This is a genomic window from Protofrankia sp. Cas3 (genome assembly GCF_963555955.1).
Taxonomy (GTDB): Bacteria; Actinomycetota; Actinomycetes; order Frankiales; family Frankiaceae; genus Protofrankia.
Map to the genome: position 1 here is coordinate 1 of NZ_CAUVXP010000023.1, position 25805 is coordinate 25805.

Consider the following 25805-nt stretch of genomic DNA (forward strand, 5'->3'; position numbering starts at 1 on the left):
GCTGACGTTCGCGGTGGCGCCCAGCTGCCCGGAGCCGAGGACCGAGCCGTAGGTGATGTGTGCCGGCGTCGGCCAGGTCAGGACGGGGATGGCCTTGGCGACGGTGAGGTCGGTCGTCGTGGCCGGTGCAGGCAGGTAGTCCTCGGAACCGTCCTGGTGAGCGGTGATCGAGCAGTCACCGGCGCCGGTGATGGTGACCGTGACCGAGCCGCGGACGGGATCGCCGTTCGAGCTGGGGCTGGCGAGCTGACATGGTCCGACCGGGGTGAAGGTGATCGGGTTGCCGGAGTGACCGGCGGTGGCCGTCACGGTGAACGGGGTGTCGCCGAAGGTGTGCTGGCCGGGTGGATCGATGGACAGTTCCTGGGGTGCCTTGTCGACGACCAGAGGCGTGGTGACGGTGCCGGCGGAGGTGTAGTCGGTGGTGTCGTCGGGGACGAAGTTCGCGGACAGGGTGTGGGTCCCCGCGTGCAGCACTGTGCCGGCCGGCGGGGTGTAGCTGAACGAGCCGGACACATCCGCGGTGGCGTCGAGCTGATTGCCGCCGAGCGGCACCCCGTAGACCAGGCTGGCGACAGCGGGGGTCCAGGCGAGTTGCGGGTCGGCCTTGTCGACGGTCAGCGTGACGTCGCGGGTGACGCTGGTGTAGTCGGTGACGTCGACCGGGGTGAATGTCACGTGCAGCGTGTGCGGGCCGGCGTGCAGCACGCGATCGCTGGCATCACCTGCCTGATCGTCGTCGCTGTAGGCGTAGGTGCCGTCAACAGTGGCGGTGGCGTCGAGCTCTGTTGCCGACAGCGGCGTGCCGTAGGTGATGTCCGCCGGCGACGACCACGTCAGGCCCGGCGTCGCCTTCGCGATGTTCACGCTGCGCGAAACCGCACTAGCCGGCAGATAGTTGATGTAACCGGATTGGTTGGCGATGACGGTGCAGGTGCCGGCCCCGGTGAAGGTCAGCAGGGGCCCCTTGTCGGTCTGGTCCACAGTGCACGGCCCAGCCGTGCTGAAGGTGACCGGCGAGGGTGACCCGCCACCGTTTGCGGTGAGCAACACCGGCGCGTCGCCAAAGGTGTGGTTACCGATGGCGGCGACGTTGATGGACTGGGCGGCTTGGTGAACGTCGAGGGTGACCGACGCGGTCGCACTCGTGTAGCGCGCACTGTCCGTGGGAGTGAAGGTCACGGTTAGCGTCTGCGGTCCGGCGGTGAGGACGTCACCGGGCGAGACGTTGTAGTGGAACGTTCCGGGAACGTTCGCGGTTGCGTTCACCTGGGCGTTCGAGATGCCGGTTCCGTAGGTGATCGGATCCGGCGCCGGCCAGTTGACGGTGGGGGTCGCTGGTGTGACCGAGAACGACTGCGGCACCGACACCGCCGGCTGGTAGCTCGCGCCGCCGGCCTCGGTGGCCATGACGGTGCAGGAGCCGACGTCGGCGAGAGTGATCGTCGCGGCGCCGGTGCCGTTTCCATCCGTGTCCGTGCCGCTGGTCGCGTCCCCGACTGTGCAGCTGTCGGTCCCGCCGACGCTGAACGTGACCGGCAGGCCGGACCTACCACCTGTAGCGGCGACGTGGTAGCGCTCACCGAAGGTCGCGGGCACGGGCGGAGTCGTGGTGAAGCTGATCGCCTGTGTCGGCAGAGCCAGGGTGAAGGTGTCGATGCGGCTCTTGCGCAGCCCCAGGGGGAGCGCCTTGGCCTCGGTCGTGGCGCCATCACCGTAGAAGTCGACGCCGCCGTCGTCTTCGATCAGCTGGACCTGCGCGCCGTCGCCGATCGGGTCCGGCGTGGCCACGATCGACTCCCAACTGCCCAGCGGTGCCGGTAGCACCGTCGTGGCCGCGACCGGGGGCGAGGCCGGGTCGCCGTTCCACGTGAAGAGGCGGAAGGTGGGATTTCCGCCGGTGTAGGAGCCGCCAAGGATCAGGTACTGGCCGTCGGCGTTGCGGCGGATGTCCCGGACCGACAACCCGCCCAGGTTCCACAGCATCGGCGAGCCGAACGTCGCGGCCACCCCAGCACCGGTCACGAGTGTGGGCAGGTTGGTCACCGGTACCACGAGAGCGAGATTTCGGTCGCTGACCGTTTCCAACGGGGCACGGAATCCGACGTACGCGGTCCCGGAGCCGCCGGCGGCGAACTCCATGCCCTCGACGTTGAACCCGTCGATCGTCTTGGGCAGGTGGCCGGCAGCCGCGCTGTCAGCCAGCCCGAGCGGGTTGCCGTTTGCCTGGTCCCAGCCGATCAGGTCGGCGCGCAGGTTCGAATAGGAGCCGACCAGCGTCAGGTCCGTCGTCGCGCCGCTACCGGACAGCCGGGTCGCGAACAGCGTGGACCGAGTCGGGCGCAGTGCGCCGTCGTCGGAGGCATTGCCCATCGATCCGGTCCAGTAGACGGTGTCACCCAGCCGCGCGGCGGCCTCGACATCCATCGAGTCCGACCCCTTGGTGCCCAGACCGAGCTGGCTGCCGATGTCCCAGGTCTTCACCGGCAGACCGGAACGGTCGCCGCGGTAGAGACGCAGCACGTTGCTCGTGTCGTCGCCGACAAGGAGGTAGCCGCCGCCGACGTCGATCGCGGTCGACGCGTCGGATGCGCCGTCGAGCCAGTGGCTGGTGGTGTCCGTCGCGGGGGCTGACGCACCGTAGGTGAAGGACGCCGTGCCGGTGCGGCCGAGCGGGTCGGTGGTGGTCACGGTGATGGTCGAGTAGCCGACGCCCGTCGGCGCGACGCTGACGGTGCGGGTTGCCCCGGAGCCGCTGACACTGATGTTGCCCAGTGGGGCGACGGCGGAGTTGGATGTGGCGACGGTCACCGCGAGCGTGCTCACGTCGACCGTCGAATCGGGGTCGGACAGCGCCACGGTCAGGGTCGGGTTGTCCGCGTCGCCGATCACATTGCCCAGCACGGTGTCACCGAGGGTGAGCACGGGCTGGGGTCCGGGCGCCGGCTGCCCGGCGGGCGCGAACGCGATACCTCGGTACGACGTCCCGCTGGCTGCCGAGGCGATCGTGGTCAGAGCGCCGGTGAACGTGCCGCCGGCGCCTGAGCTGTCGAAGACGCTGTCCACCTTCGACCCGCCCAGGGTAGTGGCGAAGATCTGCACCCCGCCGTTCTCGACACGCGCCGCGACACCGAACAACGGTGTGCCGCCGCCGACGGTGCCCTTTGACTGCCACGCCGACCCGTTGAAGAAGAACTTGGTCAAGCCACCGGTGGTCCCGTCGGCGACGTACAGGGTGTCCGGTACAGCGCCGCCGCCGACCGTCACCAGCGCAAACCCGTACGGGTCCGCCGTGCCGCCGAGGAAGCTCAAGCTCTGCCCGCTCGTCGACGGCAGGCCGGTCCCGACCCGAGACACCCCGGTCGGCGTCGTCTTGTCGGTTCCGAAGTACAGGTTCCCGCCAGCCGTGTTCAGGACCCGACCAGCCGACACCGTCGTCGAGACCGACGTCGCGGTCGTCGCCCCGAGCGCCGCCGTGACGACGCCGCCCTTCACCGTCGACGCGCCGCCATTGGCTCCCGTGATCCAGAAGCGGGACCCGTCAGACGTCGTCGCCGCGCGGACGTTGTTACCGGTAAACGCATCAGTGCCGAGCATGGTCGAGGTGTCGACGTTGCCCGCACCGTTGATACGACCAACCACCCGCGGCACACTCGCCGACGACGTCGATGCGACAGACCCTGTTCCCGGTGACGCGGAGTAGCCGGCAAGGGTGAGATAGCGCCCATCACTGGACAGGCTGAGCTGCCCCTCAGAGGATGCGGACCCGCTCAACGTAAGGGGACGATTACCCCCGCTCGCGGCCGTCGGCAACGCAATCGGCGTCCCGGTCACGCCCGTCGACAACATCGGCATGATGGAGACCGCGGAAGCCCCGGACGTCGTCCCGTTTACCGACACCACGTCGATCACATCCGGCGTCGCCGCCGAGGCGGAAACTGCGGGTCCCAGGCCGCTCAACAGCGTCCCGGCCAGCAACGACAACAACGCGAATACCGACGTTCGCTTCACGTGCCCATCCCCCCGTTATGGCAACAGCACGTCACACTGGACCGCTGGCCAGCAAAGGGGTGACAGTCAGCCTTCCTGTTCGGTCACTATTCATCCGAGGCCGTCCTCGCATTCATCGTTCATTGTCAGAAATGCGACAAAACGGACGTCGGCGTGTCCATTCACGGGTCTGGCCCGTGATGGTGCTGTCAGGGGGCTGCGGCGACATCCACGCCCCTATTGCCGGGCACCCTTACGCATGTGCCGTCCCCCCAACCTGAAGCTCGTCGGCGATCAGCTGGTTCACCAGGTCGTTCAGGTCCTTCAGTAGGCTCGCCCGCGATGGGTCGTTGGCGAGGTTGTGCAGCTCACCCGGGTCGGCCAGGCGGTCATAGCACTCGAAGGTGTAGCCGGACGGCGGGCTGTCGATGCCATCGGGAGTGGTGTACCGGCCGAAGCTGTAGCGCGCGGTCAGCACCCCCCGGATGCAGTACCGCAGCCCTGGCAGCCCGAGCCCGCTGCTGGTCGCGTCCGACGTCACCAGCAGACTGGTGCGGACCGACCCGCCTGGCTGGTCGAGCAGAACCGTGAGGTCATGGCCGACCAGCGGGCCGAAGGCCGTGGCGTCGATCCCGGCGAGCGAGGCCAGGGTGGGCACGACGTCGATGTGCGAGGTGAGAGCCGTCGAGGTGCTGCCATGGGTGGCCGGACGCCGCGGATCGGCGATCACCAACGGCACCCGTAGGTTCTCCTGATAGATCATCGCTCCTTTCTGTCGTAGCCCGTGTCCGCCGCCCATTTCGCCGTGATCGGCCAACCGGACCACGACCGTGTCGGCGGCCCGACCGGAGGCGTCGAGTGCGTCGAGCACGCCGCTCATCAGCACGTCGGTACGCCGCAGCAATTCCAGGTACCAGTTCCCCCACTGCCGCCACTGGTGTGCGTCGTCGGGGGCTGCGACCGCGTTCGGCATCGCGCCGCCGACCGCCTCGTTCTCACCCCGCCACACGGTCTGAACCGGCGGCTTCGAGGACAGGTCCGACTCGAAGTTCGTCGGCACCGCGGCGCCGTAGTCGGGCACGTCATCGAGCCGGTAGAAGCGCGGGCAGAACATCATGTCGTGCGGGTTGACGAAGCTGACCACACACAGCCATGGCTGGCTGTCAGCGGCGTGCGCGGCGAGCCATGCCTCGGCCTGCTGGGCGACGCCCGGGTCCTGCTGGGTTCCCTCATTCGGGGTGCCACCGGCGAGTAGGTCGATCGCCTCGTCGAAGCCGTAGGGGGTGAGGTAGGCCGGGTCGGTGGTGATGTTCTGGGTCAGGTGCCACTTGCCGATGTAACAGGTGTGGTAACCGGCGGCCTTCACCATGGTGCCCAGCGTGGGGATCGTCGCGGACAGGTCCGGCTGCGCCGCGCCGACGTTGTCCAAAACGCCGTTGACCGGCGCATGTAGGCCGGTGAACACGGTGGACCGGGCGGGGGAGCAGGGGGCTGTCGGTGTGTGATGCAGGCCGAAGGTCACCCCGTCGCTCGCCACCCGGTCGCGGGCCGGCAGGCTGAAACCGCTGGGAAGCACCACCTCCGTGCGCTCCTGGTCGGTCATCAGGATCAGCAGGTTGGGCCGGCTTCCGGTCGCATCGGCGGTTGGTTGCGCGGCGGCGGCTGGGCGGGCCGCGAACACCCCCGCACCGATCGGCAGCGTCGCGGCGGCCAGCCCGGCCTCGAGAAAACGCCGCCGGGAGGTGCGTCGTTGTTCGGCTGAGCCTGGTTGCGGGTCGGTGCGGTGGGGTGGGATCGGCGGGGGCTTGCTCATGATGAACGCTCCAGAGATCCGTCGGATGTGCAGCTGACTTGTCAGGCAACATCCGCAGCTTCGAGCGTGTTTGTTCTGGTTCCCTGTCACGAGCGTTCGAATTCGATGTCAGAGCGAAAAGCCGTCACGCACGCTGTTGATCCGCTCAGGCACTGCATGCGTGTCGGTTGCGTCGGCGAGGTCCACTGTCGTGGTGTCCGGCCAGGCATGTGGAAGAGTGCGGTGGCGGATCGTGGAAATGGACATGTGGGACCAGTTCGGCGCGACGCGGTTCACCGGAGCCAACACGCGGGATGGGCGTTCTGGTAGGCACGACGTGCCCGGATGGGGGCGTCGCAGCCGCCACTCTCCGGCGCACAGGTCTCAGCTGAGGACCACCCGGCGGTCACCGAAGCCAGCGACAATTTCGATCTTCCCGCCGAGTGCCGCCACATAGGCTCGAATGGTCGACAGCCCAGCACGATCCAGAGCGCCCCGCTCAAGATCGGACACGGACGGCTGCTTGACGTGCAGCCGCGAGCAGCTACGCCGCGGCGCGGCTTGCCTCGTCGGCGAGTGAGACCGTGAGGAGTCGGGTCAGGGTGGGCGTGTTCTGGGTGTCGAGCATGGTGATATACCCGGATCGCTGGGTGACCTGGACGATGGCGGGAAACCCGAACCTGCGGATGGTCTGGTAGGCGATGATCGCGCGGCCGGTACGGCCGTTGCCGTCGGAGAACGGGTGGATGCGTTCGAAAGCGACGTGCCCGCCGGCGATCGCCTCCAGCAGCGCCTCGTTGTCGAGGCTGGCGGTTTGCCACTCAGTCTGGTCGGCCCACTGGAGCATGAGTTCTGGGACGCGTTCGGGTGGTGCAGGCTGCCACGACGCGCCGGCGACGATGTTGCTGGATGTCTTGTACTGGCCGCGGTCGTGGGCTAAGCGGTCCATCAGCGCAGCGTGCAGGTCCCGGACGAGGTCGGTGCTCAGGGGTTCGTCGTCGGCGACGGCCCGCAGGATGCGGGCGAGAGCCTGGTAGTGGTTGGCAACCTCGTACAACTCGCGCACCGGCGTGCCGGCCACAGGCACCCGTTCGTCGACCAGCAGGGTGATTGTGTCGGCCAGGGTGAGAGTGTTGCCCTCAAGCGCCGCGGAGTGGTGCGCCAGGCGCACCAGCACGTCCTCGGCGTACTCCGGCGATAGAACCCCGGTCCGGGCGACATCGGTCAGGAACTCCTGTCGGGTCCAGGTCACGGCCGGGTCCGCGCCGCATTGATCACGGCCATCAGGTCGGGCAGGGGGGTGTCCTCATATCGGCTCACGGCGCGGGCCTCGAGTACCCCGGCACGGACGGTCACCTCGACCGTATCTCCGGGGCCGACGCCCAGGGCACGCAGCTCGGTTGGGCTGATCGTGATGCCCGCCGAATTCCCGATCGTGACGACCTTCTTCTGCATACGAACAGAGTACATCCCAGTACGAACTCGCCGTGGTGGCGGCCGACGCCCAGCTGGCGCGTCTGCTCGCGGAGCGGGCCCAGGGCAAGGGGATCAGGCACGGCGGGCACAGGCGGCGAACATCGCCGCGCTGATGATGAGGTTGTTCTCGTCGCGGCTGAGAGACCACCACCGGTCCACCTCGTCCCGCGTCAGCAGTCCGGCTTCGATGATGCTCCGCTGGAATCGCTCCACGAGGAGCTGCCAGGCGAGCCACGACTCGCCGGTGCTGCGGAACTGAGTGCCGTAGTACTGAGCGGCCTCGTCGGTGAAGCCCAGGCTGAGCACATCACCGCGGAGCCGACGACCTCGGCCAGCGCCCGCGCGACCGAGCCGGTGCCCGCGCCGACCTCGAGGCAGCGATGCCCGGCGCCGATGCCCAGGGCTTCCACGAGCCGCATGGTGCCTGGATCCCACAGCTGCGCCATCGCTTCCAGCCGTGTGCGCTCGTCCGGATGCCCCTGGTCCAACACGTAGATGGACAAATCAGCGCTCCCGTGGTCACATATGGCGTCGACTGACGTCGACTGGGACTCCGGTACGCACTATTCCTCATCTCTCCGGGTGTTTACATCGGCGATCTGTTTTTTTATCGGATCATAGGCCGGATTGCGGTGTGCAGGAATCCATGTGAACATTTCATCGGCATCGCGGTCGGATTGGTTCGAAGAATGTTCATCTCGCGGCAGTCGACGGAGAGTGTAATCGGCGGCATCCCGGTGAGATGATTTCGAGACACTCGTGCCGAGAGAAGGGCGTGGACGTGTCCACTGCGCCGCAGGTTGTCTTCGACGCCTTTCATCCCATGCATCGAGCCAACCCCTACCCGCGGTACGCGGCCGTCCGCGATTTTGCCGCGCTGTACCCGATCAGGCCGAATATTCTCATGGCGACCCGCTACGAGGAGTGCTCGGCGGTTTTCACGGACGCGCTGTGGGGCCACGGCTACGAGGAGGGCATCAACCCCTTCCGTCCAGGAGTGGCGCCCGACGACGTGCCGGGATCGATGCTGCGGATGGACCCGCCGAACCACACCCGGATGCGAGGACTGGTCAAACGGGCGTTCGTCCCGCGCAACACCGAGGGGCTCCGACAGCAGATCGAGGACCTCGTCAATACGCTGCTCGACACGGCGATCGAGGCCGGTGAGGTCGACCTGATGGAGGCGTTCGCACGGCCACTGCCGCTCACCGTCATCGGTGACATGCTCGGCATCCCGCCCGAGGACTACCCAGCGGTCCAGAAGTGGTCGCTGGAGATCGTCCGTGGCACAGACCCGGACATCCTGCAGTCACCCGAGAGCCTGGCGCGCAGGCCGGAGGCCATGCGAGAGTTCGAGGCGTACTTCGCGGCGCTACTCGCGCAGCGGCGCAAGGATCCTCGCGACGACATGCTGAGCGGGATGTGCGCGGCCGAGGACCGCGGCGAACTGAGCAGCCGGGAGGCGCTCGGGCTGTCCGTGGGGCTGCTGATCGGGGGGTACGAGACCGTCTCGGACCTGATCGGCAAGGGTGTCGTGGCCCTGTTGCGCAACCCCGACCAGATCGCGCTCTGGCTTGCCGATCCCGATCTCGCGGCGCCAGCCGTCGACGAGTTGCTCCGCTACGAGCCGCCTGTACAGTTCACCCATCGGGTCGCGCTGGCGGAACGGGAGTTGGCCGGGCACACGTTCGCGCGGGGGGACGGCATCGTCGTCCTGACCGCCGCCGCCAACCGCGACCCCGCCGTGTACACCGATCCGGAGTGTCTGGACATCACCCGGTTCGCCGGCCGCACCCCCGCGCCGCGCCACCTTTCGTTCAGCGAAGGGCTCCACTACTGCCTTGGCGCGCATCTCGGCCGGCTGGAGACCCAGATCGCCGTGGACACCCTCCTACGCCGCGTCCCCGGACTGTCGCTGACCGACGAACCCGTCTGGCGCGACACGGTCGCCATCCACGGGTTGGACACCCTTCCGGTCCGCCTTCGGGATTGACCGACCGTCCACGGCGTCCAACCCGTGGATGGCGGAGTTCGCAGCGCAGCAGGAGCGCGGCTGACCACATGGCCGGCTCAGGTCCACCGTGGTTCGTCACCGCTCCATGGGACTGTTCCCCCGCTTGAACCCGCCCGGCTTCCGAGGTTGGTACCCGAATGCATCGGCGGATTGTTCGATTTATCGTGAGTGCGGCAGCTCCGCACGGACGGCTCGCGCTACCCGCCGGACCCGACCTGGCCGGCACGGAGGTCACGATGAACGAAGGTACGAGAAAGATCTGGGCTCACTCGGGCGACTCGCACTTCCTCGAACCGGACGACCTGTGGTTCCAGATCCTGCCGGCGAAGCAGGCGGAGCGGATGCCACGGAGCGAGAAGGTCGGCGAGAATGAGGAGATCGTCCACGTCGACGGCAAGAGTTTTCGCCGTACCCTGCCGAAGGTCATGACGGTACGGGGTGCCAGTGGCGAGACGATAGTGGAGATGTCACACCGACCACCGGGCGCCCGCGATGTCAAGGCACGCCTGGTCGATCTCAACAACGAGGGCATCTGGGCGGAGGTGGTGTACGCCTCGCTCGGCCTGTGGTCGAACATGATCGAGGACTCCGTGCTCGTCCGGGATGCGGCCCGGGCTGAGAACGAGTGGCTCGTCTCAGAGATCCAGGGCGCTGCCCCCGACCGGCTCGTGCCTGCCGGGCTCATGCCGTTGCTCTCGATCGACGACGCGGTGGCGGAGGTTCAGCACGCCGCCTCGGTAGGGCTGAAAATAGTATCTCTTCCCACCGGGATACCGCCCGGTATGAAGGACTGGAATGACCTCTCATGGGAGCCGTTGTGGGCGGCCGCAGAAGAGGCAGGGATGGTTCTCGGCTTCCATATCGGCACCGAAAATAATGAACGCGTGCTGTACCGCGGGCCCGGCGGTGCCGTTCTCAACCTCCTGGAGACCTCCTATGAGGGACAGCGGACGGCGGCCAAGCTCGTCGGCGGCGGCGCCCTCGACCGTCACCCCGACCTGAAGATCCTCATCTCCGAGGGCGGGGCGACCTGGGTGCCGTTCGTAGGCGACCGCCTCAACGAGGGGTACCGCCAGCACGCCGCGTTCGTGCGACCAAAGTTGTCCCGCGAACCCAAACAGATCCTCTACCGCCAGGTGTACGCATCATTCCAGCACGACGAGTCAGCGCCGGCGGCGCTGTGGGCGATGGGCTACCGGAACGTGATGTTCGGAAGCGATTACCCGCACCTGGAGGGCACTTTCGGTCATACTCAGAAGACGCTACGCGAGCTCTTCGACGGGGTGACGCCCGAGGTACGCCACCGCATCACCCGCGGTGCGTTCGAGGAGCTGTTCCCGCACGTCAGCTCCCCGCCCGAGTAGAAGGGGGCAGGTTGGTGTGAACGGCGGAGCGCACAGCATGTCACGGCCGGCCCGCGAGTGTGTCGCACGCATCGCGGTTGCCGTGGCACTGATGGCGGTCAGTACGGGATGTGCTTCCAGCGCGGGCGGTGTGGCGGCGACACCGGCGTCGGGTCGCTCCCCATCGCCATCATCGGCCGTCCGGACGGTGTTCCCGCCCGGTGCGACGTCCGGGTCAGCCGTCGGTTCCACGGCGGCTGACCCGGGGCATGGCTGCCTGACCGTGAACCTGCGGGTGAGCGCCGCCAACCTGGACAACGCTGCGGGGCACAGCTACGAGCAGATCATCCTGACCAACATCGGCGCCACATCCTGCGTGATCGGGGGCTTTCCCGGTGTGTCGTACGTCGACGCTGGTGGCCGTCAGCTCGGTGCCGCCGCAGATCGCACCGGTGGTCCTGGTATGCCGGTCCCGTTGCTGCCCGGGCAGCACGTGACCGGCGTTCTCGCGATGATTCACACCGGTATACAGGCCGGGTGCGAGGAGCCGTACCAGACCGCCGAGGCCGTCGGCCTTCGTGTCTACCCGCCGGCCAACCTGACGGCACTGCTGCTGCCGGGCAACGGACCGGAAACGGTGTGCGCAAGCCCGTCCGTCCACCAGCTCCAGATTTCCGCGCTCACCCGGTGAGAACGCCGGTGGGGTGCCAGAGATCGGCCTGGCCCTTGTGGCAACGCCGCCTGACTGCTCACCCGTGTTCCCGGCCCTCGTCGATGCCTCCAGAGCCGGGTCCGGGACGTCGCGGATCGTGATCGCGGTCATGCCTGCATTTTATCTGCAATGCCAGCATTCTGTCAGCCCGGTCGAGATTCTTCCGGGCCCTTCAGGTCAGGAACGTCCGGAGCCTCTCAGTCCATTTCGACGGCATGGTCTGGATGTGGTGCCGCAGTGCATCCCGCATGCCGTCGATCTCGCTGAGTACCTGATCGTCGGCAGGTCTGAGGACCAGCGTGGGGCAGAGCATGGATCGACGATAGCTTGACGTAGTCATCACGTCAATCTAGGTGATCCGGCTTCGGGCAGGTGACCCTGCGGGGTTCCAGAACTCGGCCACCGGCATTGAGCTGGGCGTTCGGCCTATACCGGTCGGTGCATCCAGGTTAAATGGATTCTGTCTCTACCTCGTTTCCGTCGGCGAACCTGGTCCCAAACAAGAAGCCACAAGACAGCGGGAGCGCGTCGGAAAGTGGAAAATGGAGATGGTGAGTACCGATGCGACATCCGCTGGCGGACCGGCTTGTAGTAACGGGGAAGCTCCTTCAGCGGGGATGGGGCGAAGGGGTCGGTTCAGCCGCGATGGTTTCTCCCGCGGTGACTCCACACGGCGGCCCGCAGTAACAGCTAAGGAGTGTGATCAGTTTGTCCGGGAGTGCAGATCGTGTTGTAGGTCAACCAAAAGACGGACTAAATCCCGGGCGGGCAGGAGGTGATGTGACTCTTCGTCGCGAGCCAGTTCTGCTGGCGGTCAGTTCAGCCGCGCCGGATACGACGATCGGCCAGACCGAACTCTTCGACGGCTTCTACAGCCAGCTCTACAGCGGTGTCCCGCATGCGCGTCGGCTCTTCATCGACTCCACCCGGGTCCAGCGCAGGCACTTCTACTGGGACCCGCGCCGGGCCTACTCCGACGGCTTTCCGCCCACCGGAGCACTGATGGACGCCTGGGAACAGGGTGCGCTTGAACTGGGTCGACGGGTGGTGCCGGCGGTCCTCGCCGGCCACGATCCGGCCACGGTCGGCACGTTCATCATGGTGAGCACCACCGGCTACACCTGTCCCGGTCCGGAGGTCCGCCTCGCCGCGGAACTCGGGCTGCGCTCCGACATCCGGCGTATCTCCATCGGCCACATGGGCTGCTACGCGGCCATCACCGGGCTACGGACCGCACTTGACGCCCTCGCCGCCCGGCCCGATGAGCTCGTCCTCGTGGTTTGCACAGAGCTGACGTCCATGCACTGCCAGCCGGACGCGATCTCGGAGCAGATTATCGTGCAAGGCCTGTTCGGCGACGCGAGCGCGGCGATGCTGCTGGGCACACGCCCGGCGGACCGACCCGTCGGTCATCCGACGACCGACCACCCGAGCGCCGGCGCTCCGGCCTGTGGCGTCAGCGCGGACGTCGTCGCCACCCGCACAGTGACGCACCCGGGAACCGCAGAACACATGAGGATCCGGGTCCAAGAAGACGGATTCCGGTTATGTATGTCCCCGGCGGTCCCGGCGATGCTCGGGTCGACCACCCCGCCGTTCGTCGACCAGCTGCTCGAGGGGTCGGGCCTGGGTGTCGCCGACGTGCGGCACTGGGCGATCCACCCCGGCGGCCCGCGGATCGTGGCCGAGGTCGGCGCCGCGCTCGGCCTGTCGGAGGCGCAGCTGCGACCATCCATGGAGGTCCTGCGCGACTATGGCAACTGCTCGTCGGCCACCGTCCTGCTGGTCCTGCAGCGGATGCTCGCGCTGGACCGGCCGGAAGCCGGCGACCACGCTGTGCTCATCGCGTTCGGACCGGGGCTGACCACGGAGGCGGCCCTGCTGCGTTTCTGATCCGGCGACATCACGCTCGAAGTCACGATCCACGACCACAGCACCCTGCGGGGCTCCAGAACCCCCTGCGATCAGACGTCGGCGGGCGACGACGCACCAGCTGACCAGCCGTTGTCACACTGCAGTAGGCATTGCGTACACGTTGTCGTCCCGTGTGCTGGAGGTTTCAGCCGCCGCTGGCGCTTACGTCACTTAAATGGTTCAATCTGCTGCATGATTGCGGAGGAGAAAGGCCACAGTATCGAGCTTCGCCCGTTCCAGGTCGAGATCGATGACGCGGTGCTTGACGACTTACGCGGCCGGCTTGAGCGGACACGATGGGTCGAGGACCTGCCCGGCAGCGGATGGGACTACGGCGTCGCCGTGGCATACCTGCGGGAGTTGTGCGAGCACTGGCGGACGGCCTTCGACTGGCGTGCCGCCGAAGCCCGGCTCAACACCTTCCCGCAGCACGTCACCGACATCAATGGGCTCGGTATCCACTTCCTGCACGTCCGGTCGCCGGAACCCGACGCGCTCCCGCTCATCCTCACGCACGGCTGGCCTGGTTCGGTCGCCGAGTTCCTCGACGTGCTCGGCCCGCTGTCCGACCCGGCGGCGCACGGCGGCGACCGTGCCGACGCGTTCAACGTCGTCGTACCGTCGCTGCCGGGTTTCGGCTTCTCCGGTCCGTCGTCCTGCCGTGTCACCGACCGACGGGTGGCGCAGGCGTTCGCCGAGCTGATGGGACGGCTCGGCTACGAGCGCTACGTCGCGCAGGGCGGCGACATCGGCGCCCAGATCTCGGCGCTGCTCGGCGAGCTCGATGCCGGGCACGTCGCCGCCGTGCACCTCAACCTGCTGCCCGTCGGCCCACCGGCTGACCGCGACCCGTTCGCCGGCTTGTCGGCTGAGGATGCCGCGCTGGCGCAGCGCACGCTGGCGTTCCTCGACAGCGACACCGGCTACTGGAAGATCCAGGGCACGAGGCCGCACACCGTCGGCAGCGCACTGATGGACTCGCCGGCAGGCCTGGCGGGGTGGATCGTGGACAAGTTCCGGTCATGGACCGACTGCGACGGCGACGTCGAGCGGGCATTCACCAAGGATCAGCTCCTGACGAACATCACGATCTACTGGGTCACCCAGACGATCGCCTCGTCGGCCCGCTGGTACTACGAGAACGCGGGCGTCGGCGGGCAGTCCGAACCACCCCGGGTCGAGGTTCCGACCGGCTATGCTGACTTCCCGGGCGAGCACTACCGCATGCCGCTGGCCTGGGCCCGACCGCGGATCAACATCGTGCACGTCTCGTCGATGCCCAAGGGTGGTCATTTTGCCGCCCTGCAGGTACCCGACCTGTTCGTCGATGAGCTTCGTACCTTTTTCCGAGCGTTCCGATGACCGCGGCGCTGCCGTCGACGATCGACGACATCACCCCGGAATGGCTCACCATGGCGCTGGGCACCCGGCTACCCGGTGTCGAGGTGGTCGATGTCGCCGTAGACGAGGTGCTGCGCGGTACGGCAACGAAAGTGTTCGTCCAACCGACCTACGGGGACGGCGACCCGCCGCCGGGCGCCCCGGGCTCGGTGTGTGTCAAGGGTGCCTTCGAGGACAACGCGGCCCTGATGGCCGCCACCGGGATCTACGAGCGAGAGGCCGTCTTCTACCGCGACCTCGCGCCCGGCCTGCCGCCGACGGGCACTGCGGCGTGGTTCGCCGACGCCGATCCGCGCACGCGTCTCGGTGTCGTCGTCCTCGACGACCTGCGCCGGGAGGCCACCTTCTGCCGGGCCACCTCGCCGCTGTCGATCGACGACGTGGCCGCCGGCCTCGAATTGATCGCCCGCTACCACGGCGCGACGTACGCCAGCCCGGTCCTGCGTGAGCACCCCGCACTGCATTCCTACGTCACCCGGGACAACCCGTCGGGTCACTACTTCGCGACTATGGATGCCGAGCGGGTCGCGCACTTTCTCGCTCTGCCGCTGCGTTCGGCGGCGATCCCCATGGAGCTGCACCGGCCCGACCTCGTCATCGACCTGTTCTGGCGCTGGGTCGACCAGAGTCAGGAAGGCCCCTGGGTGCTCGCCCATGGGGATGACCACATCGGAAACTGGTTCCGGCGCCACGATGGCACGCTAGGGCTCGTCGACTGGCAGACCATCTGCCGCATGCGCCCAGCCCATGATGTCGCCTATTTCATCACTTCGGCGCTCGATGTCGACGATCGGCGTGCCGCCGAACACGACCTGCTGCGCAGCTACCGTGGCTGTCTCATCGCCGCCGGTGTGCAACCTGTGACATTCGACGAGCTCTGGCTCGACTACCGGCGCCACATGGCGTTCGGGCTCATGGCATGGCTGACGAGCCTGGAGTGGATGAATCCCGAGCCGATCCACGCGGCCACTGTCGGACGCTTCGCCCACGCGGTGCTCGATCTCGAGGTAGCCGCAGCCCTTGGTTGACCTGTCGAGCCGGGTTTGTCGCGATCGATCGGGTTCGGACCCGTCGGTGTGCCCCCTTCTTTGCTCGCAGGCTCGCCGCGTCCACGATCGCCGACGACCAGTCGTCAGCGCAGCGACGTGGATGCTGCCCGGATCTCGGTCGCGAACAGTTCGGGCTCTTCCCAGGCGGCGAAGTGGCCGCCCTTGTCGACCTCGTTGAAGTAGATGAGGTTGGGGTAGGCCTTCTCGACCCAGCTGCGTGGGGCCTGGAAGATCTCGCCGGGGAACGTGGTGAAGCCGACCGGGATCGAGACCGCTGGGGGAGTCTGGCCGGCCGCAAGAGCTGCGGAGCGTCCGCTCTCCCAGTAGGACCGGGCCGCCGAGGCCCCGGTGCCCGTCAGCCAGTACAGCGTGATGTTGTCGACGATTCTGTCCCGGGTGAGTGTGCCCACGGGCTGCTTGTCAAGGAAGGCGTGTGAGATCTTCTCGTAGCTGTCTGTGTCGTGGTCGAGCATCCAGGCCGCCAGCGCGACGGGTGAATCCAGCAAGGCGTAGCCGATCGTCTGGGGCCGCGTGGCCTGCTCCAGAAAGTAGCCCCTGCCGCTCGTGTTGAAGGTGGCGATGGCGTCGAGCGCCGCGCGTTCCTTCTCGGAGGGTTCCGCCGGCGGGGGGCCGTTGCCGGCCAACGCCGTCAGGAGCAGGTTGATGTGGATGCCAAGCAGGCCCTCGGGTGCCTGGCGGCCCATCGCGTCGGTGACGGCGGAGCCCACGTCGCCGCCCTGGGCGACGTAGTGGGTGTAGCCGAGGCGGTGCATCAGCTCCGCCCAGGCGCGCGCGACGCGACCGGGGTCCCAGCCGACCTCCGTCGGCTCGCCGGAGAAGCCGTAGCCGGGCAGGGAGGGCAGCACGAGGTCGAACGCGTCCTCGGCGCGTCCGCCGTGCGCGGTCGGGTCGGTGAGCGGGCCGACGACCTCGAGCAGCTCGATGACCGAGCCGGGCCAGCCGTGCGTCATGATCAGTGGCAACGCGTGCTCGTGCCGCGACTTCACGTGGATGAAGTGGATATCCACTCCGTCGATCTCGGTCGTGAACTGCGGCAGTGCGTTCAGTCTCGCCTCGCACCGGCGCCAGTCGTAATCGGCCGCCCAGTAGCGGGCGAGCTCCTGGATCGTCGCCAAATGCACGCCCTGCGACCGATCTGTTACCAGTTCTCTGGAGGGCCAGCGGGTAGCGGCGATGCGCCGCCGAAGGTCGGCGATCGCTTCTTCGGGTATGTCGACCCGGAAGGTGCGGATATCAGTTTTGTCGGACATTGAGTCTCCACGTTCCTGGACTGGTTGTTGGCGACGGACGGCCGGACCGGTCGGCTCCGGTCTGCGGTTTCAGGGCAACGATCTTCATCCGGGCGCCGGCGCAATAGTTGGTACTGCCGCACGATTGCGGCTCGGGCGGACGCGTCGCGCCCGTGGCACTCCCTGCCCTCATACCCCGGTCTGGCGTCGAGCAACGATGCATCCCACCGGGGTCTGTTGCGTTGGCAAGGTCAGGTGCGGGCACTTGGGTCCTGATAGCAGTGGATATCGCCTGGAGGCGTGGCCTTTGGAGGTGTGGTCGATGTCCGACGTGCTCATTCGTGACGTATCCGATGACGTGCTGGCTGCCGTCGAGGCTCATGCCGCCAGGCTCGGCCTATCTCGCAACGAGTACCTTCGCCGGCAGCTCGCCCAGGACGCGGCGCGCTCGGTAGCCCTGGTGACTTTGGACGACCTGCGCTGGTTCAGTGCCGCGTTTCGTGATCTCGGCGACCCCGAGGTCATGCGGCAGGCCTGGACATGACCACCACGACCGAGACGCGGCGTTGGCTTGTCAACAAGTCCGCCCTCGTCCGGTTGAGCGAGAGTCCCGATGCCGACCTTTCGAGTTGATGGCCGCGGTCACCGGGCAGCCCACCGAGCGGCTCCGCCTGCCGTAGCGGCCTGTGGGGTGCCAGAAGTCGGCTTGGGCCTGTGAGCTGGGGTGATGTGGCGGCCTGGCTGTCGGCATGATGGTCGGCCATGTCGGTGCGTCTGCTCTATCCGATCTTTGTTCGGGTGTGCGGCTGGCTGGTTCTGCTCGGCCGTTCGTCGGCGTCCAAGGACCTGGAGTTGCTGGTGTTGCCGCACGAGGTCGCGGTGCTGCGCCGCACACGTCCGACACCGCGGCTGGACTGGGCCGACCGTGCGGTCCTGGCTGCGCTGATCCGGTTGCTGCCCCGAAACCTGCGGGCGCACCGGCTGGTCACACCCGGGACCGAAGCGGCACACCGACACCAGGTGGCGGGGAGTTCCTGCGCACCCAGGCGTCGACGATGCTGGCGGTGGACTTCTTCCGCGTGGACCGCGCGGTAACGCTCGCCCGCCTGTACTGCTTGTTTGTCATGGAAGTCGGCTCCCGCTACGTGCACATCCTCGGGATCACCGCCAGCCCGGACGGACCGTGGACCACCGGGCAGATTCGAAACCTTCTGATGGACCTCGGCGACCCGGTGGCCGATTTCCAGGTCCTGGTCCGTGACCGGGCCGGGCGGTTCACCGCGTCGTTCGACGCGGTCCTCGCAGACACCGGCATCTCCGCGGTCAGGCTACCCCGCCGCTGATCTTTCCCGGCGACTGGTCAAACGCGGACCTGTCCTCGGTGGTCTGATCAACGAGTACGAACGCGTCGTGCAAAATCCCAGCTCAACGCTGGTGGCACAGTTCTGGCACCCCACAGGGTCGGGCGATGCACGCAGTGCCCGCCCATTCCAGGTAAGGGGATGGGCGGGCACAGTCGACTGCTCGGCGATGGATGGCGGCGTTATGTGGCGTTCTCCACAAACTGGTCCGTGTAGGTCCTGCTCAGGTCGATCATCTTGCCGATGATGTTCTTGTTGAATGCCGAGAGCACTTTCAGGTTTGTAGGCGGTCCGTTGGGTGGCATAATGCCGGTTGGGTTGTAGATGCCCTTCTCGCTGTTGAGGGCGGCGACGTAGGCGTCCTTGCCGACACCGGCGTAGTAGTCGGCGGGCATCATGTCGGCGATCTGGGCGGCAGTGTGCTCCTGGATCCATTTCAGGGTTTTGACGTAGGCGTTGACCAGCTTCTGTACCGTTTGTGGGTTATTTTTGATATAGGAGGTAGTCATGTACAGCGACGTCGCCGGGTATTCGCCGCCGAGCGCCTGGGTGGCCCCAGCGTCAGAACGCATATCGAGCAAAATGTAGGCTTGCTTGTTGGCGAGCAGTTGCGACACGGTGGGTTCGGTGGTCATGGCGCAGTCAACATTCTTGTGCGTCATCGCGCCGATCAAGGTGGCGCCGGCTTGGACACCGATTCGGTTGATGGTGGTGGGGTCTACGCCGTTCTTCTGCGCCAGGTACTGGGTCAGGAAGTCGGTGGACGAACCCAGGTCGGTGATGCCGAGGTTACGGCCCTTCCAGTCGGCTGGGGACTTGATCTGGTTCTCGAGGTCGTTGCGGCACAGCTCGACCTCGCCAGGGGTGACCAGCATGGAGACCACGGACTCCGCTGACTGGCCGAGGCCCTGCAGGTCGATGGTGTGGTCATAGAAGCCGCCGACGCCATCGACCTTGCCTGCGAGCATGTTTGTTGTGGCATCTACACCGGCCGGCTCGTCAGAGAGCGCGATGTTGAGGCCTTGGTCCTTGTAGTAACCCAACTGCTGGGCAAGCATGAAGGGAAGGTAGATCTGCTTGTTGAGGCCACCAACCATGATACTTACCTTGGTGCCTGAGTCGGTACCGACATTTGTCGTTCCGCTGCTGGTATGGCTGGCGTTCGAGCTGCATCCGGTTGCGACCAGGGCTGCGGCGATCCCAGCCGCGGCTAGTAATCTTGTTCTGGACATGCGGTTCCCCTTTTGTTGTGGATGGGAAAGCCTGGTCGGTATGAGTCGAGCGCGGTGAGTTCTTCGGTTGTTACAGGTCCGGTCCGGCGAGTTGCGGTGGCCGCCACCGGAGGAGACGGTTTTCGAGCTTGGTGATGAACCATTCCGCGAGCAGAGCGACCATGCCCATGATGACCATCGCGGCCCAGACACCGTTGGCGTCGAAGGTGCCTTGCGCGTTCTTGATAAGTACGCCGAGGCCGTGCGAGCCGCCGAGGAACTCTCCGACGATCGCGCCGATGAGGGCGAAGCCGAAGCTGACGTGCAGGCTGGCGATGATCCAGGTGAACGCCGACGGGAGTATGACCTGCCGGGTGACCTGCCAGGGGGAGCCGCCGAGGATGGTGGCGTTGGCGATGAGGTTGCGGTCGACTTCGCGGACGCCTTGGAAGGCGTTGAAGAACACACCGAAGAACACCAGCACGATGACCAGCAGGACCTTCGATTCGATGCCTAGGCCGAAGGCCAGCACGAACACCGACCCGAGGACAATGCGCGGGATCGAATTCAGGACCTTGATGTAGGGGCTGAATACGTCGGCGAGGAAACGGATCCGTCCGAGCGCGATCCCGGCGGCGATGCCAAGCGCAGTGCCGATGGCGAAGCCGATCAGCGCTTCCTCCAAAGTGATCTTTATCTGGTCTCCGAGAGAGCCGATCGCGGTTCCGTCGGCGACCCAGGTGTGTAGACGGCTGACGATCCCGGACGGCACTCCATATAGGATGATCTTTCGTGAATCGGACCCTACATACAGCTCCCAGCCACCGATCACCACGACCAGGAAAGCGAGCTGGGTGAGGTGAACGATGAGCTTACGTCGGCGTACTTTGGAGCGGTAGACCCGCTCGTTCGCGGAGACCTCATGTTTCTCGCCCGCTGTCGTCAGATTCGCGGTGACGGTCATCATGGCGCCCTCTTCGTAGTCGCAGCGGTGGTCTGCGCATAGGCGATATCAACTTCCGAGCGTAGGGCTTCCCATATCTGATGGTAGAGATCGACGAAATGTTGCTCGAAGCGAATTTCCTGCACCACACGAGGCCGCGGCAAATCGATCTCGAAACTGGCCTTGACGGTGCCGCCGGGACCCGCGGTGAGAACGACGACCTTGTCAGCCAGAGCGATTGCCTCCTCGAGATCATGGGTGACGAAGACGACGGCGGGACGAGTGAGGTCCCACAACTGCAGTAACTCATTGGACATGATCGAGCGGGTTTGAACGTCCAGCGCGCTAAACGGCTCGTCCATCAATAGGATCCGCGGCTCGTTGATCAGACTCTGGGCCAGGGCCACCCGCTTGCGCATGCCGCCGGAGAGCTGGTGGGGGAACCGGTCCTCGAAACCAGCCAGCCCGACCCGGCGCAGCCAGTCGCGGGCCTTCGTATTGGCCGCGGACTTTGAGGTGCCGCGAAAGCGCGGTCCTAGTGCGACGTTGTCGAGCACCGTCTTCCACGGCAGGACCGCATCGGTCTGGAACATGAACGCAACTCCCGGGGTGATACCCGATACGTCCGCACCGTGGACTTTGACCGTTCCCAGCGACGGTCGTTCCAGCCCGGACACCAAGGTCAGCGTGGTCGACTTCCCACAGCCCGTCGGTCCGACGATCGCGCAGAACTCCCCGGCCACCACCCCTAGATTCAGGTCTTTCAGCGCCGTGTACGTTGCCCCGGACGGGGTCGTGAACCTTTTCGTGACCGCTCGTAGATCGATCGCCAGCGTCCCGGAATCGCTGTGCTGTGGTAATCGCACTGTCGCTGGTCCTTCCTGACCATGAAAACGGCATCGCCGGCGCAGATCAGTGGGTGGCGTACCGGCTGTGTGGGAGGACAGTAGGAGTCTGGAAACGAGAGCGAAATAATTCAGAAGGTTGTGTGGCTATCCCGCGTTACTCGTCGTTCTGCTCGCAAAGCTCAGCGGCAGCGCCTTCTGGTGATTTCAGTGCGTTCTGCTCGGCCGCCACTTACCATGTGGGATGCCGCGCCGCCTCTTCCGTAACCGGCGTAACACGTTCCATGATCGACAGAATGGAGGAACCTCGATGTGGCGCTCACGCACCCTGGCATCGCAGATCCTCATCGGCGTGCTGGGCATCCTCGTTGTCACGATCGCGTTAGGCGGCGCGCTCTACGTCGAGCTCACCCGCCGGTCACTCGATCGGCAGTACGAGACGCGCGCCGTCGACATCGCCGCGACGGTGGCACAGATCCCCGACGTCAGAGCAGCGGTGTTACGCCCCGATCCCCAACGCGTCATTCAAGGTCTGGCCAACCAGATCGGGCGGAGCACCGGCGCAGACTATGTTGTGGTCGCCGACCGGGCAGGTGTCCGTCTATCCCATCCGAACCCGGCACTGATCGGGCAGCGGCTCGAAGAACCCGTGGTCGCCCTGGACGGGCGTACTCATGTCGGCATCGATCACGGCAGTCTGGGCCGCTCGGCCAACGGTAAGGCTCCTGTCTTCGACTCGGACGGCGCCGCCATAGGTGAGGTCTCAGTCGGCATCCTGGAACGCAACGTGACGAGCCAGCTGCGGCACGAAGCTCTGTTGATTCTCCTGTATTCGGCCCTCATCCTCGCACTCAGCACGGTTGCCTCGTGGGCGCTTGCCCGGACAATCAAGCGAATCACCTTCGGTCTGGAGCTGTCGGAAATCGCATCGCTGCTGCAGGAGCGCGAGGCGATGCTGCACGGCATCCGCGAGGGTGTGCTCGGTTTCGATGCCAACGGTTGCGTCAATCTGATCAACAATGAAGCTCGGCGGCTGCTGCGGATCACATCCACGGCAACCGGGCAGCACCTCGATGAGTTGGTGCCGCCCGGCCGGCTGCACGACATGCTCGCCGGCGACATTTCGGGCGCCGACCAGGTCGCCCTCACCGATGAATACCTACTTGTAGTCAACCGAATGCCGGTCCTACTGTCCGGGCGTGACGTCGGGTACGTGGTCACGCTACGCGACCGCACCGAGTTCGAGGCACTGATCCGTGAGTTGCACGCGGTCACCGGCCTCTCCGCGGCGCTCCGCGCCCAGGAACACGAGTTCGCAAACCGGCTACACGTCATCGCAGGTCTGCTTGAACTCTCCAAACCGGAGGAGGCAGCGAGCTATCTGGCCGAGATCTCCCAAACCACCCTTGGTCAAGGCGAGGAACTGCGAGCCCGAATCGCGCCGCCATCGATAGCCGCGCTACTCACGGCCAAGGTGACGATCGCGGCCGAGCAGGACGTACAGGTGATCATCGATGACACATCGCACCTGGACCAGCCCGCCATGGATCCTCAGGCGCTAATAACAATCATTGGAAATCTGATCAACAATGCGGTCGACGCGGTCGCGGGTGAACCCGGCCCCCGGCAAGTCAGCGTACATATCAGCGACGATGACGGCGAGGTGTTCATCAGGGTCACCGATACCGGACCCGGCGTCGTACCCGACACGATCGAGGAAATCTTCCAGGACGGCTACTCCACCAAAACCCCCCGCGGGGAGATACGCCGTGGCCTCGGGCTCGCCCTGATACATCGACTCGTACACCGTACCGGCGGCTCTGTCACCGTATCCCCAGGGCCAGGCGCCCGGTTTGAAGTCCGATTACCCATCCCCGATTCAACCACCTCAACGCCAGGCCTCAGCACACGGGAGAACTCACGGTGATTCCCATCCTCGTCATCGACGACGACTACCGGGTCGCCAGCATTCACGCGGCCATCGTCGAACAGGTCCCAGGCTTTCACTGCGTCGGAGAAGCACACAGCGCGGCCGAGGCACGCACCGCGATTCGCGACTTCCAGCCCGAGCTACTCCTCCTCGACATCCACCTACCCGACGAGGATGGCCTGTCCCTGTTGCGCACTCTGAAAGCCACAGCCGGCAGGGTTCCCGACTGTATCGTCGTCACCGCAGCCCGCGACCTCCACGCCGTACGCACGGCGATGCACCTCGGGGCAGTATATTATCTCGTTAAACCGTTCGGAGTCGCACAATTACGTGATCAGCTTCGGGCCTACCGCCGGTGGCGCGAGCAGCTCGAGAGCTCCGACCAGGCTGACCAGGAAACCGTCGACGCCCTTTACAACCTTCTGCGCGCTCCGACCGCACTCAACTCCTCTCCACCCATCCAACTACCGCCGACGATGGCGAAAATCCTCGATGCTGTCAGCGCAGCAGCCGAGCCGGTCAGCGCCGCCCAAATTTCCCAACAGCTCGGTATGAGCCGCCCAACAGCCCAGCGCTACCTCGCTGACTTACAACGGCGTGGCCTAGTCGCACTCGACCTTGCCTACGGATCAACCGGGCGTCCCGTACATCGCTACCACTCAGCAGCCCCCGACCGCCGCCGAACAAGACCATAGCGTGGGCGCTGTTGATTGAGGGGACGGACGTGAGAACGGTCCGGAGTCCGCCGTCCGGAGCCTCGCGGGAGTGGTCGACGCTCAACCCGACGGAGGGCTCGGATCGGCTTTGTTGCATTACGCGAAGGCAGGACATGGCAAGCTCTGTCGGACCGATGATCAGATCGTCAGGGTGAGCTCGGCGAAGGCAGCCGTCAGCCGCAGGTGCGGGTCGGTGTCGACGCTGAGTTTGTAGTGGCCGCGGCGGATGTGCTCCCGCGAACGCATGCCCGGAACTGACCGGCTGGGCGGAGCGGAAGCGTTTCAGCCCGCTCATCGGCCGCAACCGGGCTTTCAGCTGGCTGTGATCGGACTCGATCCGGTTGTTCGCCCGCCGGGTATCAAGGTGATGGGCAGTGGGCAGCAGCGGGATTCAGCCGAGGGCGGTGTACCCGGGGCGCAGGTGGTCGATCAGCACGTCGGCCAGCGACACGGCCCAGCCGGTATCGGTGCGGGTGTAGACCGGCGCGGGTCGGATCGGGCGGCGACCCGGGCGAGCAGGGCGACGATGTCCTGGGCCGGTGGCGGTGTCGTGCCGTCGAGGGGGAGGACACCGACGACGCCGCCGTCGTGACCGTGGGCGCGGGCGTAGCCGCGGTTCGCCGGCCAACCGACCACCTCCCAGGCTGCCACCGAGAGCCCGCGGGTGGCCAGGCCCGCCGCGACCGCCGCGAGATCCACCACCTGACCGTCACCTATCACATCCATGCGATTACGTTAGGTGCTTGCCGGGGTGAGTGCCACGCGACACAGCCACCCCGGAGGGGCCGACTACCGCCGGGCGCAACCACTGGTGCACCCACGGACACACCGCGGACAATAGGAGGCATGGACACGCCCGGACCGCACCGCTTCGAGTACACCGCGGACCTCCACCGGCTCCGTCTCCTGCTCGCCACGCTCGCCGACCAGACCAGTCAGATCCTCACTGAGGCGACCGTCGCGGTGACCGCACGGGCCGCCACCGCCGGCGTGCACACCGCCACCGTCGGGCTGCGCGCCGCCTGCCAGACATTGGACGACGACCTGGTCGTCCTGCTGGCCCGCCAAAGCCCGGTCGCCGGCGACCTGCATCTGGTCATGGCCAGCCTGCGGATCACCATGGCGGTACAGCGGATGGGAGAACTCGCCGACCACATCGCCGCCATCGCCGATCTCCGCGCCCCCACCGTGACGGTCCCCGCCGGCCTGCGACCCACCCTCACCGGCCTCGGCCGGCTGTGCGCCGACCAGGCCCACCGCCTCGCCGACGCGCTGCGCGCCGACGACCCGGTCGCCGCCGCCGGATGCGTCGTCGCCGGCGACGACCCCATCGACCGCATCCACCGCCAGCTGATGACCACCGTCACCGACCCCGACTGGCCCCACGGCGTCCAACGGGCCGTGGACCTCACCCTGCTGTCGCGTTACTACGAGCGCTACGCAGACCAGGCCGCCACCGCCGCCCGCCGCCTCACCCGTCTGCACCGGCTCCCGCCCCTGCCCGATGGCCTCTTGCTGTCCCCCCAGGTGGGAATCCACCCCCGGTAGGCTCCACGGCGATTGGACCGTACCCGCTTTAGTGGACACTCGGTAAAGCTGGCCTCGCACAGCGGTACTACGTGCAGGCGGTACGGTTCGCGGACGAAGCCGAGGACCCGCTGATGCGGGCTACCGTGCTGCGGTCCATGGCAGTCCAGGCCCTGGAACTGGGCCATGCCCGCGCCGGACTCGCGCTCGCGAACGCCGCCGCTGCGGATCTTCCCGCCGAGGCTCCGACGCGCACACGCGCCTGGATCACGGGGATGTCCGCGGAGGCGATGGCCACAGCGTTACCGCCTCTCCGGGTCCGCTCGGCACT

Annotated in this window: 23 protein-coding genes and 2 pseudogenes; 11 read left to right on the forward strand and 14 right to left on the reverse strand. The window is 66.5% G+C overall.

Going from position 1 to position 25805, the window contains the following annotated elements; translation table 11 throughout:
• From U9983_RS06770 to U9983_RS06800, 7 genes are all read right to left on the reverse strand, one after another.
• Positions 1 to 4011: hypothetical protein (locus U9983_RS06770; protein WP_322753200.1), on the reverse strand; the 4011-nt coding region annotated here is incomplete at its 3' end.
• 232 nt (positions 4012 to 4243) lie between these two features.
• On the reverse strand, positions 4244 to 5803 hold the full coding sequence (locus U9983_RS06775) for a sulfatase-like hydrolase/transferase (RefSeq protein ID WP_322753201.1): 1560 nt from the start codon (positions 5801 to 5803) through the stop codon (positions 4244 to 4246).
• Between the two features lie 108 nt (positions 5804 to 5911).
• Entirely contained in the window at positions 5912 to 6049 is a 138-nt protein-coding gene (locus tag U9983_RS06780) for a hypothetical protein (RefSeq protein ID WP_322753202.1), read from the reverse strand.
• 117 nt (positions 6050 to 6166) lie between these two features.
• Positions 6167 to 6316: an XRE family transcriptional regulator gene (locus U9983_RS06785; RefSeq protein ID WP_322753245.1), complete on the reverse strand. Its 150-nt coding sequence runs from the start codon at positions 6314 to 6316 to the stop codon at positions 6167 to 6169.
• 10 nt (positions 6317 to 6326) lie between these two features.
• Positions 6327 to 7034, reverse strand: a complete 708-nt coding sequence (locus tag U9983_RS06790) for a Fic family protein (RefSeq protein ID WP_322753203.1) — start codon at positions 7032 to 7034, stop codon at positions 6327 to 6329.
• Positions 7031 to 7252 carry a MazF family transcriptional regulator gene (locus tag U9983_RS06795; RefSeq protein WP_322753204.1) on the reverse strand — a complete coding sequence of 74 codons (222 nt, stop codon included), beginning with the start codon at positions 7250 to 7252 and terminating at the stop codon, positions 7031 to 7033. The genes U9983_RS06790 and U9983_RS06795 overlap by 4 nt, the downstream gene beginning before the upstream one ends.
• Before the next feature lie 78 nt (positions 7253 to 7330).
• Positions 7331 to 7564 (reverse strand): hypothetical protein, encoded by a 234-nt coding sequence (locus U9983_RS06800; RefSeq protein ID WP_322753205.1) that lies wholly within the window; start codon positions 7562 to 7564, stop codon positions 7331 to 7333.
• A gap of 475 nt (positions 7565 to 8039) precedes the next feature.
• Between U9983_RS06800 and U9983_RS06805 the strand changes: the two genes are divergently transcribed.
• The 3 genes from U9983_RS06805 (at position 8040) to U9983_RS06815 (ending at position 11306) form a co-directional block, all read left to right on the forward strand.
• The gene (locus tag U9983_RS06805; protein ID WP_322753206.1) at positions 8040 to 9251 is read left to right on the forward strand and encodes a cytochrome P450; all 1212 of its coding nucleotides are present in this window, start codon (positions 8040 to 8042) and stop codon (positions 9249 to 9251) included.
• A gap of 257 nt (positions 9252 to 9508) precedes the next feature.
• A complete protein-coding gene (locus U9983_RS06810) occupies positions 9509 to 10636 on the forward strand; it encodes an amidohydrolase family protein (protein ID WP_322753207.1) in 1128 nt (375 codons plus the stop codon).
• A gap of 37 nt (positions 10637 to 10673) precedes the next feature.
• Positions 10674 to 11306, forward strand: a complete 633-nt coding sequence (locus tag U9983_RS06815; RefSeq protein ID WP_322753208.1) for a DUF4232 domain-containing protein — start codon at positions 10674 to 10676, stop codon at positions 11304 to 11306.
• Between the two features lie 193 nt (positions 11307 to 11499).
• On the opposite strand, the gene U9983_RS06820 is transcribed toward U9983_RS06815, so the two are convergent.
• Positions 11500 to 11640: a hypothetical protein gene (locus U9983_RS06820; RefSeq protein ID WP_322753209.1), complete on the reverse strand. Its 141-nt coding sequence runs from the start codon at positions 11638 to 11640 to the stop codon at positions 11500 to 11502.
• Between the two features lie 467 nt (positions 11641 to 12107).
• On the opposite strand from U9983_RS06820, the gene U9983_RS06825 reads away from it, so the two are divergent.
• The 3 genes from U9983_RS06825 to U9983_RS06835 all read left to right on the forward strand — a co-directional run bounded on the left by U9983_RS06825 (position 12108) and on the right by U9983_RS06835 (position 15670).
• A complete protein-coding gene (locus U9983_RS06825; RefSeq protein WP_322753210.1) occupies positions 12108 to 13220 on the forward strand; it encodes a type III polyketide synthase in 1113 nt (370 codons plus the stop codon).
• A 213-nt stretch (positions 13221 to 13433) separates the two neighbouring features.
• A complete protein-coding gene (locus U9983_RS06830; RefSeq protein ID WP_322753211.1) occupies positions 13434 to 14603 on the forward strand; it encodes an epoxide hydrolase in 1170 nt (389 codons plus the stop codon).
• Entirely contained in the window at positions 14600 to 15670 is a 1071-nt protein-coding gene (locus tag U9983_RS06835; protein WP_322753212.1) for an oxidoreductase family protein, read from the forward strand. The genes U9983_RS06830 and U9983_RS06835 overlap by 4 nt, the downstream gene beginning before the upstream one ends.
• A 104-nt stretch (positions 15671 to 15774) precedes the next feature.
• Here U9983_RS06835 and U9983_RS06840 read toward each other — a convergent pair whose 3' ends face one another.
• Complete coding sequence (locus U9983_RS06840) at positions 15775 to 16962, reverse strand: epoxide hydrolase (protein WP_322753213.1); 1188 nt, start codon at positions 16960 to 16962, stop codon at positions 15775 to 15777.
• A 301-nt stretch (positions 16963 to 17263) separates the two neighbouring features.
• Here U9983_RS06840 and U9983_RS06845 point away from each other — a divergent pair, with 301 nt between their 5' ends.
• Both U9983_RS06845 and U9983_RS27755 read left to right on the forward strand, forming a co-directional pair.
• Complete coding sequence (locus tag U9983_RS06845; RefSeq protein WP_322753214.1) at positions 17264 to 17485, forward strand: antitoxin; 222 nt, start codon at positions 17264 to 17266, stop codon at positions 17483 to 17485.
• Positions 17486 to 17703: 218 nt separating this feature from the next.
• Positions 17704 to 18281: pseudogene (locus tag U9983_RS27755) on the forward strand (transposase); the annotation flags it as partial.
• A gap of 203 nt (positions 18282 to 18484) precedes the next feature.
• Here U9983_RS27755 and U9983_RS06860 read toward each other — a convergent pair.
• The 3 genes from U9983_RS06860 to U9983_RS06870 form a co-directional block, all read right to left on the reverse strand.
• Positions 18485 to 19399 (reverse strand): ABC transporter substrate-binding protein, encoded by a 915-nt coding sequence (locus U9983_RS06860; protein ID WP_322753217.1) that lies wholly within the window; start codon positions 19397 to 19399, stop codon positions 18485 to 18487.
• A 205-nt stretch (positions 19400 to 19604) separates the two neighbouring features.
• The gene (locus U9983_RS06865) at positions 19605 to 20480 is read right to left on the reverse strand and encodes an ABC transporter permease (protein ID WP_322753218.1); all 876 of its coding nucleotides are present in this window, start codon (positions 20478 to 20480) and stop codon (positions 19605 to 19607) included.
• The gene (locus U9983_RS06870) at positions 20477 to 21322 is read right to left on the reverse strand and encodes an ABC transporter ATP-binding protein (RefSeq protein WP_175324757.1); all 846 of its coding nucleotides are present in this window, start codon (positions 21320 to 21322) and stop codon (positions 20477 to 20479) included. Before U9983_RS06870 ends, U9983_RS06865 begins: the two co-directional genes overlap by 4 nt.
• Positions 21323 to 21611: 289 nt before the next feature.
• Here U9983_RS06870 and U9983_RS06875 point away from each other — a divergent pair, with 289 nt between their 5' ends.
• Complete coding sequence (locus tag U9983_RS06875) at positions 21612 to 23228, forward strand: sensor histidine kinase (protein WP_322753219.1); 1617 nt, start codon at positions 21612 to 21614, stop codon at positions 23226 to 23228.
• Positions 23225 to 23926 carry a response regulator gene (locus U9983_RS06880; protein WP_322753220.1) on the forward strand — a complete coding sequence of 234 codons (702 nt, stop codon included), beginning with the start codon at positions 23225 to 23227 and terminating at the stop codon, positions 23924 to 23926. The genes U9983_RS06875 and U9983_RS06880 overlap by 4 nt, the downstream gene beginning before the upstream one ends.
• A 159-nt stretch (positions 23927 to 24085) precedes the next feature.
• Here the strand turns inward: U9983_RS06880 and U9983_RS06885 are convergent.
• Together U9983_RS06885 and U9983_RS06890 are read right to left on the reverse strand one after the other, a co-directional pair.
• A pseudogene (locus tag U9983_RS06885) lies at positions 24086 to 24332 on the reverse strand (DDE-type integrase/transposase/recombinase); the annotation flags it as partial.
• A 44-nt stretch (positions 24333 to 24376) separates the two neighbouring features.
• Complete coding sequence (locus U9983_RS06890; protein ID WP_322753221.1) at positions 24377 to 24673, reverse strand: hypothetical protein; 297 nt, start codon at positions 24671 to 24673, stop codon at positions 24377 to 24379.
• A 120-nt stretch (positions 24674 to 24793) separates the two neighbouring features.
• Here U9983_RS06890 and U9983_RS06895 point away from each other — a divergent pair, with 120 nt between their 5' ends.
• On the forward strand, positions 24794 to 25495 hold the full coding sequence (locus U9983_RS06895; protein WP_322753222.1) for a phosphate signaling complex PhoU family protein: 702 nt from the start codon (positions 24794 to 24796) through the stop codon (positions 25493 to 25495).
• Positions 25496 to 25805: the final 310 nt, after the last annotated feature.

Coding starts and splice junctions, on each gene's coding strand:
- U9983_RS06775 (WP_322753201.1), bottom strand. CDS start 5,803: ATGAGCAAGCCCCCGCCGATCCCACCCCACCGCACCGACCCGCAACCA.
- U9983_RS06780 (WP_322753202.1), bottom strand. CDS start 6,049: ATGTCCATTTCCACGATCCGCCACCGCACTCTTCCACATGCCTGGCCG.
- U9983_RS06795 (WP_322753204.1), bottom strand. CDS start 7,252: ATGTACTCTGTTCGTATGCAGAAGAAGGTCGTCACGATCGGGAATTCG.
- U9983_RS06810 (WP_322753207.1), top strand. CDS start 9,509: ATGAACGAAGGTACGAGAAAGATCTGGGCTCACTCGGGCGACTCGCAC.
- U9983_RS06815 (WP_322753208.1), top strand. CDS start 10,674: ATGTCACGGCCGGCCCGCGAGTGTGTCGCACGCATCGCGGTTGCCGTG.
- U9983_RS06820 (WP_322753209.1), bottom strand. CDS start 11,640: ATGCTCTGCCCCACGCTGGTCCTCAGACCTGCCGACGATCAGGTACTC.
- U9983_RS06830 (WP_322753211.1), top strand. CDS start 13,434: ATGATTGCGGAGGAGAAAGGCCACAGTATCGAGCTTCGCCCGTTCCAG.
- U9983_RS06835 (WP_322753212.1), top strand. CDS start 14,600: ATGACCGCGGCGCTGCCGTCGACGATCGACGACATCACCCCGGAATGG.
- U9983_RS06840 (WP_322753213.1), bottom strand. CDS start 16,962: ATGTCCGACAAAACTGATATCCGCACCTTCCGGGTCGACATACCCGAA.
- U9983_RS06845 (WP_322753214.1), top strand. CDS start 17,264: ATGTCCGACGTGCTCATTCGTGACGTATCCGATGACGTGCTGGCTGCC.
- U9983_RS06860 (WP_322753217.1), bottom strand. CDS start 19,399: ATGGTTGGTGGCCTCAACAAGCAGATCTACCTTCCCTTCATGCTTGCC.
- U9983_RS06865 (WP_322753218.1), bottom strand. CDS start 20,480: ATGATGACCGTCACCGCGAATCTGACGACAGCGGGCGAGAAACATGAG.
- U9983_RS06875 (WP_322753219.1), top strand. CDS start 21,612: ATGTGGCGCTCACGCACCCTGGCATCGCAGATCCTCATCGGCGTGCTG.
- U9983_RS06890 (WP_322753221.1), bottom strand. CDS start 24,673: ATGGATGTGATAGGTGACGGTCAGGTGGTGGATCTCGCGGCGGTCGCG.
- U9983_RS06895 (WP_322753222.1), top strand. CDS start 24,794: ATGGACACGCCCGGACCGCACCGCTTCGAGTACACCGCGGACCTCCAC.